An 11,831-nucleotide genomic window follows, 5' to 3' on the forward strand; every position below is an offset into this window, starting at 1 on the left:
CTCACCATCCCGCGCTGCCGGCCACGCCCTTGAACGGGCCTGCGAAGCCGTCGGTGATCCAGCCACCGTAGAACCCGCCGGGCTGCGGCGTCACGATCTGGCCGTCCACCGAGCAGCGGTCGAAGGGCCGCGCATAGAAGGCGACGTAATCCTTCAGGATGGCGAAGGCGGGCGTCGGCGCGGGATAGCTCCATCCGATGCGTTCGAGCGTTTGGCCCTCCATCACCACGTCCCAATAGACCGCCTCGCCCTTCCATTCGCAGACGGAACGCCCCTGCGCCCGGCGCAGAAGGCCGGGTTCGATATCCTCCGGGGGAATGTAGTAGCTGGGCGGATGACTGGTTTCGAGCGTGCGGATCGCGCGCCGGCTGTCGGCGATCCGGCGGCCCCGATGCTCGATGACGATATGGGCCGTAACGGGCTGGGCGATGGCGGGCCGTGGAAAGGACCAGACGCTTTCCTGGCCCTCTGTGATCGGGTCTGGCTTGGGTCTCATGATCGCTCCAGGCGAAGGGCGAGCTTTTGCAGCATCGGGCGCGCTCGCAGGAAGGCCCGGTAGAACCGTTCGAGCCACGCCGTCGCGAGCGGCCCCCGGAATGCCAGCCCGAGCGGGCGCAGAAGCGGGATCGCCCGCCACATGGCCGCAAACGCTGCCGCGCCGCTGAGCAGGCGTCCGTTTTCGGACGCGTGGAAACGCGCGAGAAGTTCGCCCCGGTCGAGCGGACAGGCGGCCGGCTCGGCCTGACCGACATCCACGAAGCGGATCGCACCTCGGCGATCGAGGCGGCGCATCAGCGCGATCTCTCGTCGACACAAGGGGCAGGCGCCATCAAACCAGACCGTCAATTCCGACATGGAGGTGAGATGGTGCTCCCCGGCCCCGAAGTCCCGCCCGTCGACATGCGGCAGATCGCGCGCCCGCCTGGCGATCGCTCCTGACGATCCCCGAGCGGGACATTCGCGATCCGCCGGCGAGGGCAAGCGCAGCGCTCACGCCGCCGCGATGCGTCGAGCCTCCTGCGTCACTCCTGCGTACCCCCAGGCGTCGGCCGGCACCTCATGGACCACGACATAGGTCGCGAGCGGCAGATCGACGCCGAGGGCGCGCTGGTCCTGCACCGAGCGCCAACCAGAACACCCATCGCAGAGGCGTTCGCTGACCTGCTCCTCGAAACCATCGCGGCCAAGAGCGGACGGGATGGTCCCTGACGACCCGAGAACACGGGAGTGTCGTCAGCCCCTCCACTCGGAACGCTGCCTTTGCCGGAGCCTGAGAACGGGGGACAGAACCATTCGGCGAAAGGAAAGCGAGGGCTTGTTTTTGTCGGCGGGGCGCCGGGCGCAAGTCCTGCAGCGCATGGACGCGCACCCGCAACGATGCCCGGCGGGGACAGGGCTCGGTCGGCCGACCCGAAGGGTTCTGTCCCCGGCTCTAGCCCTCAGGCGGCTTTTCCCTGAGAAGCCCCGCCGCCATCAGGCCGAAGGCCTCCACCGCCTTCGGCAGCGCAGACTGGGGGTCGTCGCTGGCCGCGACCCAGAGAGCCGCGTTCAAGGCCGCTCCGCTCAGGAGACGCGCGGCAGCTTCGACATCCACCGGCTTCAAGACCCTGTCCGATACCAGCCCGGCAACCGTGCGCTTCGTCATTTCCAGACAGGCGTTCTGGCTTGGCCAGCAGGATGGATCGCCCAGAAAGGCGGGCCCGTCCAGGAGAACGATCCGCCGAACCTCCGGGTCGAGAGCCATAGCGATATAGGCTGCGCCCTCGTATATCAGGGCATCCCAATCGTTCGACGCCCCGGCCGCGGCCGCTCGCGCCTTCTCGGCCATTTCGCCGTCCACCTGCGCGACAACGGCGGCGAGTAACCCCTTCTTGTCGCCGAAATTGTGATAGAGGGCGCCGCGCGTGAGCCCGACCTCGGCCGTCAGATCATCCATCGACGCCTGCGCGAACCCTCGCTCCGCGAAGGCGCGTCTGGCCGCCGAGACCAGTTTGGCCCGGTTCTCCTCCATGGTCTGTACCCGGCGCTTCCCTGCCAAATCGACCTCGCCTTTCATACGCGGCGTATGCCGTTGACATACGCGGCGTATGCGATAGTTTCACATACACCGCGTATATCATTGCGCGAGCCATTCGCGAAGCCTCGTCGTCCATCGGGTTCGTCGTCGGTGCGCCAGGCAGCACGTCCGAACAAGGATTTTCCCATGACGAAACGCGACGCCGTGTTTCCCGCCGACCGTCACGCGCTCTACAAGGCTCACGGCTATTCAGCCGCCATCCGCTCCGGCGATCTTCTGTTCGTGTCCGGGCAGGTGGGAAGCCGTTCGGACGGCACGCCCGAGCCCGACTTCGGCCAGCAGGTTCGCCAGGCCTTTCTCAATCTTCGGCAAACGCTGGATGCCGCAGGCTGCACATTCGACGATATCGTCGATGTGACGACGTTCCATACCGATCCGGAAAAGCAGTTCCCGACGATCATGGACGTGAAACGCGCAGCGTTCTCGCAAGCACCCTATCCGAACTGGACCGCGATCGGCGTCAACTGGCTCGCTGGGTTCGATTTCGAAATCAAGGTCATCGCCCGCATCCCGGCCGCAGCCAGCCTCCTTTCGAACTGAAACGCGTAAATTCGGCCCGGTCGCGCTGACGCCCCCGGTCATGTCGCCGAGCGCACTTCCGCCGGCGGCATAATCAACAGGCGTCCGGCCGGAGCGCCGCCGGGGCTCAGGTGGATGCGTCCATCCGGACGTGAGCATGGGGGCGGCGCGCGCCGAGGCGTTCAGGATGCTGGACTCCGCGCGCATTCGCGATGCACGCGGCCTGTCTGCCAGCCCTTGCCTTCCGATCGCCGACGAGCAGACCACCGCGCTGGACGTGACGATCCGGGCGCAGACCCCGAACGCAGCCGCATCGCGCGGCTCGCCGGCATCGGGTCGCCCGTCCTGACCCGGCAGACCCTCACATCTCCACGAAGATCAGGGCGGGTGTTTCCAAAAGCGTCTTGAGGCGCTTCACGAACAGGGCGGCGTCCCAGCCGTCGACGACGCGGTGATCGAAGCTCGAGGAGAGGTTCATCATCTTGCGCGGCACGAAGCCCGCGCCGTCCCAGCGGGGGCGGATCTCCATGCGGTTGACGCCGATGATCGCGACCTCCGGGTGGTTGATGATCGGCGTCGTGGCGATCGCGCCCAAGGGGCCGAGCGAGGAAATGGTGATGGTGGAGCCGGTCAGCTCGTCGCGGCTCGCCGTGCCGGTGCGCGCGGCCTCGGCGACCCGCGCCAGTTCACCGGCCGCGTCCCAGATCGAGCGCCGCTCGCAATGGCGGATCACGGGCACCATGAGCCCGCCTTCGGTCTGCGTGGCGATGCCGATATGGACAGAAGAGAAGGCCCGGATCGTCTCGGCCTCGTCGTCGAAATGGGCGTTCAGAGCCGGCTGGTCCTTGATGGCGCGCACGAGCGCCAGCATGAGAAAGGGCAGCACGGTGAGCTTTGGGCGCTCGGCTGCGCGCCCGGCGTTCATTTGCTCGCGCAGCGCTTCCAGCGCGGTCACGTCCACTTCCTCCACGATGGTGATGTGGGGGATGCGCCTGCTGGCGTTCGCCATGCGCTCGGCGATCTTGCGCCGCAGGCCGGTGAGTTTGGTCTCACGCACGCTGTCCGTTGCCGGGTCGTCCTTGGAGGGCGCGGGGGCGGAGGCGAAAGCGTCGAGATCTTCATGGGTGATCCGGCCGGCCGGCCCGGTGCCGGGAACGCGGCGCAGGTCGATGCCGGCCGACAGCGCCCGCGCGCGCACGGCCGGGGCGGCGAGCGGCCTTTGCTCGGCCGCTCCCGCAGGGCGGCCCTCGGCGGGAGACGAACGCGGCTCGGGCTCAGCCGAGGCAAGAGGGGCGGCCGGGGCCGGCGCGGTTTCCGCTGCCTCCAGCCCTTCGGCCTCGCGGTGCGCCGGGGGCGGCGCGGCTTCCTCGGTCTCGATTCCGATGAGATCGCCGCCGATCGCCAGGGGCTGGCCGATCTCACCGCCAAGCCAGCGAACCGTGCCCTCCACCGTCGAAGGAATCTCGACCGTCGCCTTGTCGGTCATCACGGAGGCGAGGATCTGGTCCTCGCGCACGGTGTCGCCGACAGCCACATGCCATTCCACCAGTTCGGCTTCGGCGATCCCCTCGCCCACATCGGGGAGCTTCATCGTGACCACGGTCATCTCAACCCTCCAGAACCGAACGGATCGCGGCGCCCACCCGGTCGGGGCCGGGGAAGTAGTCCCACTCGCCGGCATGGGGATAGGGCGTGTCCCATCCGGCCACGCGCTCGATGGGCGCTTCCAGATGGTAGAAGCACTCGCGCTGGACGATGGCGGCCAGCTCCGCCCCGAAGCCGCAGGTCAGCGTCGCCTCGTGAACGATGAGGCAGCGGCCGGTCTTGCGCACGGAGGCGACAATGGTGGGCTTGTCGAGTGGCATCAGCGTGCGCAGGTCGATGACTTCGGCATCGACGCCCTGCTCGGCGACGGCGGCCAGCGCGACATGAACCATCGTGCCATAGGCGAGAATGGTGAGCGCCGAGCCCTCGCGGCGAATGGCGGCCTGCCCGAGCGGCACGGTATAGGCCTCCGCTGTCACCTCCCCCATCTCGTGCGTCTTCCAGGGCACCACCGGCCGGTCGTGATGGCCGTCGAAGGGTCCGTTATAGAGGCGCTTGGGCTCCAGAACGATCACCGGATCGGGGTCGGCGATGGCCGCCAGCAGCAGGCCCTTGGCATCTGCGGGGTTGGAGGGGATCACGGTCTTGAGCCCGGCGACATGGGTGAACAGCGCCTCGGGGCTCTGGCTGTGGGTTTGCGCGCCGTAGATGCCGCCGCCCGTCGGCATTCGGATCACCAGCGGGCAGGTGAACTCGCCCGCCGAGCGATAGCGCAGGCGCGCGGCCTCCGAGACGATCTGGTCGTAGGCGGGATACATGTAATCGGCAAACTGGATCTCGACGCAGGGGCGCAGGCCATAGACCGCCATGCCGATGGCCGTGCCGACGATGCCGAGCTCGCTGATCGGCGCGTCGAAGCAGCGCGTGGGGCCGAACCTCTTCTGAAGGCCCGCCGTGCAGCGGAACACGCCGCCGAAGAAACCGACATCCTGCCCCATCACCACGACGCGCTCGTCCGCTTCCATGGCGAGTTCGTGGGCGTTCTGGATCGCCTCGATCATGGTCATCCGGGCCATCTCAGTAGCCCGCCTGCCGGCGCTGCTCGATCAGATGCGGGGGCATCTCGGCATAGACATCCTCGAACATCTCCCTCGGCGAGGGATGGCGACCGTTCTGCAACGTGCCGATGGCTTCCGCCGCCTTTTGCGCCTCGCCGACCGTCTGCGCGATCTCGGCCTCCGCCTGCACGTGGCGCTCGTCGGACCATTCGCCGATGGCTGTGAGATGGCCCTTCAGCCGCAGGATCGGGTCGCCCAGCGGCCAGTTCTCGCTTTCCTGCTTCGGCCGATAGCCGGACGGATCGTCCGAGGTGGAATGGCCGCCCGCGCGATAGGTGACGTATTCCACCAGGGTCGGCCCGAGATTGCGCCGGGCGCGCTCGGCGGCCCAGCAGCCGGCCGCGTGAACCGCGAGATAGTCGTTGCCGTCCACCCGCAGCGCCGGGATGCCGAACCCGTGGCCCCGCGCGGCGAACGTGCCCGCCCCGCCGCGCGCGATCCCCTGAAAGGTGGAGATCGCCCACTGGTTGTTGACGATGTTGAGAACGACAGGGGCCTTGTAGGTGGAGGCAAAGACGAGCGCGGCATGGAAATCGCTCTCGGCGGTGGCGCCGTCGCCGATCCAGGCGGCGGCGATCCGGGTGTCTCGCATGATCGCGGAGGCCATGGCCCAGCCGACCGCCTGCACATATTGCGTGGCGAGATTGCCCGAGATCGAGAAGAAGCCGTGCTCCTTGGAGGAGTAGAAGACCGGCAGCTGGCGGCCGCGCGCCGCATCGCCATCGTTGGAATAGACCTGGCACATCATCTTCAGGAGCGAATAGCCGGCGGCGATCAGGAGGCCCGCCTGCCGATAGGTCGGGAAGTTCATGTCGCCGGGGGCGAGCACCCGCTGAAAGGCGCAGCTGACGGCTTCCTCGCCGAGATTCTGCACGTAGAACGAGGTCTTGCCCTGGCGCTGCGCCAGGATCATGCGCGCGTCAAAGGCGCGAAGCGTCATCATGTGACGAAGCCCCTCGCGCAATTCGTCGGGGGTGAGCGATCCCGCCCACGGTCCTACCGCCGCCCCGTGCCGATCCAGCACGCGGATGATGCCGAAGGCGAGGTCGCGCATGGCCTCCGGCTCTTCGTCGATCTCGGGCCGGCGGATGGCTCCGGCGCGCGGGATCGCGACATGCGAAAAGTCGGGCGGCTCGCCCGGCCGCGCGTCGGGTTCGGGAATCGTCAGCGAAAGCGCCCTGCGCTCGCGCGCACCGCTGGTTGGAGTGCCGTCCGTCATCTCTCATCCTCCCGTTTGCGCTGAAACCTGCCCGGCGCGCCGTCTCAGGGGACGAGCGGAGGGCGATTAGGGCGCGCGCGGGGAACGGACGGATCGAACGAAACGAGCTGCATGATGGACCTCCCAGACCAGGCATCAGCCTAGGGGAAATCAGGCCAAATCATCTCTCGCATTTCAGCCTGCCTTGCCCGCCGCTCGAAAGGATGATTGGCTCTGGACGTCTCTTGCAAAACTTCCTTTTGGGGCACCGCGCATGGCCAAGCCGATCGACGCCATCGACCGGAAGATCATGAAAGCGCTTCTGGGCGACGGGCGGCTCACCAACCAGCAATTGTCGGAGGCGGTGAACCTGTCGCCCGCGCCCTGCTGGCAGCGGGTCAAGCGCCTGGAGCGGGACGGCTATATCCAGGGCTATATGGCCCTTCTCGACCAAGAGCTTCTGGGCGCGAGCGAGATCGTGCTTCTGGAGGTGACGCTCGACCGGCACGACGACGATGCGGTGGAGAATTTCGGCCGCGCCATGGCCGCCATGCCCGAGGTGCTGGAGGTCTATCTGACCACGGGCGAATACGATTATTTCCTCAAGGTCGCGGTGAACGGCACGGCGGGCTACGAGGAATTTCTGCGCAAGCGGCTCTTCAAGGTGCGCGGTATCAGGCACTCGCGCACGAGCTTCACGCTGCGCTGCCTGAAAAAGGCCTATTCGGTGCCGCCCGACGCGGAACGCTCGGGCGGCTGAGGACGCGAGAAGGCCCAAGGGCGAAATAGAAGCGCTTAGTTGGTGTCGATCCAGATCGCCTTGGTGTTGAGATAGCCGTCGATCTGCTCGGCACCGCCCTCGCGGCCATAGCCGCTGGACTTGTAGCCGCCGAAGGGCACGGCGGGGTCGAGCAGGTGATAGCCGTTGACGAAGACCGAGCCGGCCTGCAGCGCGGAGGCGATGCGGTGCGCCTTGCCGATGTCGCGCGTGAAGACGCCGGCCGCCAAGCCATAGGGCGTGTCGTTGGCGCGGGCGATCACGTCCCCCACCTCTTCGAAGCGCAGCGCCGAGATGACAGGGCCGAAGATTTCCTCGCGCGCGATCACCATGTCGTCCTCGACATCGGCGAAGATCGTGGGCTCGACGAAATGGCCGGCGGCCAAATCGGCGTCCGTGAGTTGCCGCCCGCCCGTCATCAGCTGCGCGCCGCCCTCCCGGCCCTGCTCGATATATCCCATGATCTTGTCGAGCTGCCGGCGCGAGACCACAGGGCCGATCTGCGTGTCGGCCTGCATTCCGTCGCCGATGCGCAAGCCCTTGGAGAAGGCGACGAGGCGCTGGAGGAACTCGTCATGGATCGGGGCTTCCACGAAAAGGCGCGAGCCCGCGATGCAGATCTGGCCGGAATGGGCGTAGACCGCCATGGCCGCGATCGGCACCGCCTTGTCGAGATCGGCATCGGCGCAGATGATCAGGGGCGACTTGCCGCCCAGCTCCAGCGACACGCGCTTGGGGCCGATCGCCGAGGCGCGCACGATGGCCTGCCCCGTCAGCGTGGAGCCGGTGAAGACGAGCTTGTTGACGTCCGGGTGCTCGGCCAGCGCCGCGCCGGCGCTCGCCCCAGTGCCGGTCACGATATTGACCACGCCGTCCGGCACGCCGGCCTCCGCCATGATGTCTGCGATCAGGAGTGGGGTCAGCGGCGCGTCTTCGGAGGGCTTGAGCACGATCGTGCAGCCGGTCGCGAGCGCCGGGCCGATCTTCCAGATCGAGGAGGCGGTGGGCGCGTTCCAGGGGATGATCGCGCCGACGACGCCCACCGGCTCGCGCACCGTCATCGAGAACACGTCGCCGGGGATCGAATTGCGGATCGTGTCGCCGGTGATGGCGGTCGCCATGCCGGCATAATAGCGCAGCATTCCGACGACCCGCAGCCGGTTGGCGCGGGTGCGGCTGATCGGCAGGCCCATGTCCTGCGTGTCAGAGGCGCTGATCTCCTCCCAATGTTTCTCGAACAGGTCCGCGATGCGCAAGAGGAGCGCCTGCCGCTCGAAGGGCTTCATCCGGCTCCAGGGCCCGTGGAAGGCCCGGCGCGCGGCCTTGACGGCGCGGTCCACGTCCTCCTTCGTGCCGGAGGGTACGGTGGCGAGCAGCCGGCCGTTCGCGGGATTGCGCGTGTCCAGACGCTCGCCCGACAGGCTCTCGACCCATTGCCCGTCGATGAACATGAGGCGGTGGCCGCCATCGATCGGCTTGCGCAGCGGAATGGTGGCGTCGGCCAGCATCTGGTTCATCGTCGAATTCCTCGTGTCGAATGGGGGTCGGGAGGCGGACCCGCCCGTTCGCGGCGGGGCGGGCTTGCTCCCTTGTGAGATGGCGGGCGATCCCCTATCGCGGGGGTCGCCCGGTCAGACGGCGCAATCGGCCGGAAGGAGCGAGGGAAGGGCGATGTCGGCGATCAACCTCAAGCTTCTCCAGACCTTTCTGGCCGCCGTCGAAAGCGGCAGCTTCCGGCAGGCCGCCAAGGACAGCAACCGCGCGCCCTCCGCCATCAGCATGCAGATCCGCGATCTCGAAGAGCAGATCGGCATCAGTCTGTTCATCCGCACGCGGCAGCGGACCGAGCTGACGCCGGACGGGCGGTTGCTCTACGAGTCCGTCTCGAAATCCATGGGCGACATCCGCGCCAGCATCGATCACGTCGCCGATCTGGTCGCCCGGCGCAAGGGCCGCATCCGCATCGCCTGCGCCCCGACGCTGGCCGCCACGAGGCTTGCCGGCATTCTCGCCACGTTCAAGCTGCGCTATCCCCACAGCCATGTCGAGGTGATCGAGGTGTCGCCGCAGGCGGCGGTCGCGATGATCCAGCGGCAGGAGATCGAGTTCTATATCGGGCCGGAACTGGCCGAACCCGCCGATCTCCAGTTCGAGCCGATCCTGGAAGACCCGCTTCATGCCTGCGTCCCGCGCGAGTTCGACGCGGGGCGCGCCGCGCTCGGCATCGAGGATCTCGCCCGCCATCCGCTGATCCTTCTCAACCGCACCACCGCAGCAAGGGCGCTTCTCGACCGTCTGGCAAAGGCGCAGGACATCGAGCTGTCGCCGCAATACGAGGTCGCGGCGAGCCAGACCGCGCTGTCCCTCGCCAAAGCCGGCCTCGGCATCTGCGTATTGCCGCGCATCTCGATCGTGGATGCGGCGCCCGCTGTCCGGGTCGTGCCGATCGATCCCTCGCAGGGCCATCGCTGGATCGGCCTCCTCACCGCGCCCGGCAATGTCCCGCACAGCTATTCCGAGCGCCTCAAGGACATTTTCCGCGACGCCCTCGCCGCGTCGAACTGAGCCCAAGCGTCTACGCCCCGCCCCGATCGGTGTCAGGACGAAAAAAGGCGACGGCTGTTCAGTTTATCTGACTGCCCGGCCGGGCGGCGATGAGCGATAGGACGGGGCAGGAGGACGCATCCATGAGACTTTCTGGAAAGACCGCTATCGTCACGGGCGGCGGCTCGGGCTTCGGCGAGGGCATCGTTCGCAAATTCGCTGTCGAGGGCGCGAAGGTCATCCTGATGGATCGGGACATGGCCGCCGCGCGCCGCGTGGCGGACGAGATCGGCGAGAGCGTCGTGGCGATCGAGGGCGACGTGTCGCGGCTCCAGAGTTTCGAAGCCGCGCTCGATCTGGGCAAGAGGCGCTTCGGCGCGGTCGACATTCTCGTGAACAATGCCGGGGTCGGCCAGTCGCCGACGCCGCTGGAAGACGTCAGCGAAGAGCTGTTTGACAAGCTGGCGGCCGTCAACATGCGCTCGATCTTCAACGGCGCGCGGGCGCTGGTGCCCCATTTCAAGGAGACCGGGCGCGGCAATATCCTGAACGTCGCCTCCACGGGCGGCATCTCGCCCCGGCCGAACCTCACCTGGTACAACGCCTCCAAGGGCTGGGCGATCGCGGCGACGCGCGGCATGGCCGTGGAACTCGCCCCGTTCGGCATCCGCGTCAACGCCATCAACCCCGTGGCCGGCGACACGCCGCTTCTCTCCACCTTCATCGGCGGCGACAGTGACGAGATCCGCGCGCGCATCGTGGGCACGATCCCGCTCGGCCGCCTCTCGACGCCCGCCGACATGGGCAACGCGGCCGCCTTTCTGTGCTCTGACGAGGCCAGCATGATCACCGGCGTCGATCTTCTGGTCGATGGCGGCAAGTGCATCTGAGGGTGGATCGATGAAAACCTACACCATCGCCGTCGTCCACGGAGACGGGATCGGCCCCGAAGTCTGCCGCGCCGCCATGCGGGTCGTGGAAGCCGCGCTTGGGTCCGCTTCGCCGCTCGTCTTTCGCGAGTACGATGCCGGCGCGCAGCACTTTTTAGAGACGGGCGAGAGCTTCCCGGAGGCGAGCTTCGAGGGATGTCGCGAGGCGGACGCCATCCTGCACGGGGCCGGCGGGCTTCCGGGCGTCGTGCATCCCGACGGGACGGAAGCGGGCCTCGACTTTACGCTGCGGCTGCGCTTCGACCTCGACCTCTTCGCCAATATCCGGCCCATCCGCCTTTATGACGGCGTGCGCAGCCCGCTGCGCGACGTGAAGGCGGGCGACATCGACTATGTGATCCTGCGCGAGAACAGCGAGGGCCTTTACGCGGCGCGCGGCGGCGGGGCCCTGCTGCGGGGCGAGGTCGCGATCGATCCGCTGGTGCAGACGCGGCACGGCGTCGAGCGCATCGTGCGCAAGGCCTTCGAACTGGCCCGCCAGTCGGACGGCGCGCCGCGCGACGGCGTGCGCCGCGTGACCTGCTGCGACAAGGCCAATGTGCTCAGGAGCTACGCCTTCTTCCGCTCGATCTTCGACCGCGTGGCGAAAGACTATCCCGACATCGAGACCGAACACGCCCTGATCGACGCGATGGCGATGCATCTCGTCATGAGACCCAGCCACTACAACGTCATCGTGACGGAAAACATGTTCGGCGACATCCTGTCCGATCTGGCCGCCGCCACGGTCGGGGGCATGGGCATGGCCCCTTCGGCGGAAGTCGGCGCGCATAACGGCTTCTTCCAGGCCGCCCACGGCTCGGCGCCCGACATCGCCGGCAAGGGCATCGCCAATCCCTACGGCACCGTTCTCTCGGCCGCCTCCATGCTCGACTGGCTCGGCCACGGCCACGGCGACGAGAGGTTGACGGACGGGGCGCGGCGCATCCGGGCCGCCGTAGAGACCTGCATCCGCGACGGGCTGCTCAGCGCCGACATCGGCGGCTCGGCCGGCACCGAGCGGATCACGGCCGCGCTCTGCGAGGCGGTCGCCGGGGCATCCCCCGGGCGCTGACGCGCTCGGTTCACGGCGGTCGCTCCGCCGCTCCTTCCGGCGCTTGGC

General features: G+C 67.7%; 13 protein-coding genes. 6 read left to right on the plus strand and 7 right to left on the minus strand.

Features of this window, described 5'->3' with window-relative positions:
- Position 1: 1 nt before the first annotated feature.
- The 3 genes from AUL36_RS11810 to AUL36_RS11820 all read right to left on the minus strand — a co-directional run bounded on the left by AUL36_RS11810 (position 2) and on the right by AUL36_RS11820 (position 2,011).
- The gene (locus AUL36_RS11810) at positions 2-496 is read right to left on the minus strand and encodes a DUF427 domain-containing protein (protein WP_062220854.1); all 495 of its coding nucleotides are present in this window, start codon (positions 494-496) and stop codon (positions 2-4) included.
- Positions 493-855 carry a thiol-disulfide oxidoreductase DCC family protein gene (locus AUL36_RS11815; RefSeq protein ID WP_082655781.1) on the minus strand — a complete coding sequence of 121 codons (363 nt, stop codon included), beginning with the start codon at positions 853-855 and terminating at the stop codon, positions 493-495. The genes AUL36_RS11810 and AUL36_RS11815 overlap by 4 nt, the downstream gene beginning before the upstream one ends.
- A 577-nt stretch (positions 856-1,432) precedes the next feature.
- A complete protein-coding gene (locus AUL36_RS11820; RefSeq protein WP_202814752.1) occupies positions 1,433-2,011 on the minus strand; it encodes a TetR/AcrR family transcriptional regulator in 579 nt (192 codons plus the stop codon).
- Positions 2,012-2,203: 192 nt separating this feature from the next.
- Between AUL36_RS11820 and AUL36_RS11825 the strand changes: the two genes are divergently transcribed.
- Positions 2,204-2,617: a RidA family protein gene (locus AUL36_RS11825; protein WP_062220862.1), complete on the plus strand. Its 414-nt coding sequence runs from the start codon at positions 2,204-2,206 to the stop codon at positions 2,615-2,617.
- A gap of 166 nt (positions 2,618-2,783) precedes the next feature.
- Entirely contained in the window at positions 2,784-2,945 is a 162-nt protein-coding gene (locus tag AUL36_RS23785; RefSeq protein WP_156418356.1) for a hypothetical protein, read from the plus strand.
- 12 nt (positions 2,946-2,957) lie between these two features.
- Here the strand turns inward: AUL36_RS23785 and AUL36_RS11830 are convergent, their stop codons facing one another.
- The 3 genes from AUL36_RS11830 to AUL36_RS11840 are packed head-to-tail and all read right to left on the minus strand — an operon-like array spanning position 2,958 to position 6,478.
- Positions 2,958-4,202 carry a dihydrolipoamide acetyltransferase family protein gene (locus AUL36_RS11830; protein ID WP_062220865.1) on the minus strand — a complete coding sequence of 415 codons (1,245 nt, stop codon included), beginning with the start codon at positions 4,200-4,202 and terminating at the stop codon, positions 2,958-2,960.
- Between the two features lies 1 nt (position 4,203).
- Positions 4,204-5,217 carry an alpha-ketoacid dehydrogenase subunit beta gene (locus AUL36_RS11835; protein WP_062220868.1) on the minus strand — a complete coding sequence of 338 codons (1,014 nt, stop codon included), beginning with the start codon at positions 5,215-5,217 and terminating at the stop codon, positions 4,204-4,206.
- A gap of 1 nt (position 5,218) precedes the next feature.
- Positions 5,219-6,478: a thiamine pyrophosphate-dependent enzyme gene (locus AUL36_RS11840; RefSeq protein WP_062220871.1), complete on the minus strand. Its 1,260-nt coding sequence runs from the start codon at positions 6,476-6,478 to the stop codon at positions 5,219-5,221.
- A 253-nt stretch (positions 6,479-6,731) separates the two neighbouring features.
- Here AUL36_RS11840 and AUL36_RS11845 point away from each other — a divergent pair, with 253 nt between their 5' ends.
- Positions 6,732-7,217: an Lrp/AsnC family transcriptional regulator gene (locus AUL36_RS11845; RefSeq protein ID WP_058636314.1), complete on the plus strand. Its 486-nt coding sequence runs from the start codon at positions 6,732-6,734 to the stop codon at positions 7,215-7,217.
- Positions 7,218-7,252: 35 nt separating this feature from the next.
- On the opposite strand, the gene AUL36_RS11850 is transcribed toward AUL36_RS11845, so the two are convergent.
- Complete coding sequence (locus AUL36_RS11850) at positions 7,253-8,743, minus strand: aldehyde dehydrogenase family protein (protein WP_062220959.1); 1,491 nt, start codon at positions 8,741-8,743, stop codon at positions 7,253-7,255.
- A gap of 163 nt (positions 8,744-8,906) precedes the next feature.
- Here AUL36_RS11850 and AUL36_RS11855 point away from each other — a divergent pair, with 163 nt between their 5' ends.
- The 3 genes from AUL36_RS11855 (at position 8,907) to AUL36_RS11865 (ending at position 11,783) form a co-directional block, all read left to right on the plus strand.
- Positions 8,907-9,800: a LysR family transcriptional regulator gene (locus AUL36_RS11855; protein WP_062220874.1), complete on the plus strand. Its 894-nt coding sequence runs from the start codon at positions 8,907-8,909 to the stop codon at positions 9,798-9,800.
- A 122-nt stretch (positions 9,801-9,922) separates the two neighbouring features.
- Positions 9,923-10,669, plus strand: coding sequence for a glucose 1-dehydrogenase (locus tag AUL36_RS11860; RefSeq protein ID WP_062220877.1), 747 nt, complete (start codon positions 9,923-9,925; stop codon positions 10,667-10,669).
- Positions 10,670-10,679: 10 nt separating this feature from the next.
- Positions 10,680-11,783, plus strand: coding sequence for an isocitrate/isopropylmalate dehydrogenase family protein (locus tag AUL36_RS11865; RefSeq protein ID WP_062220880.1), 1,104 nt, complete (start codon positions 10,680-10,682; stop codon positions 11,781-11,783).
- Positions 11,784-11,831: the final 48 nt, after the last annotated feature.

Origin of the sequence: Aureimonas sp. D3 (assembly GCF_001463805.1) — a bacterium.
Taxonomy (GTDB): domain Bacteria; phylum Pseudomonadota; class Alphaproteobacteria; order Rhizobiales; family Rhizobiaceae; genus Aureimonas; species Aureimonas ureilytica_A.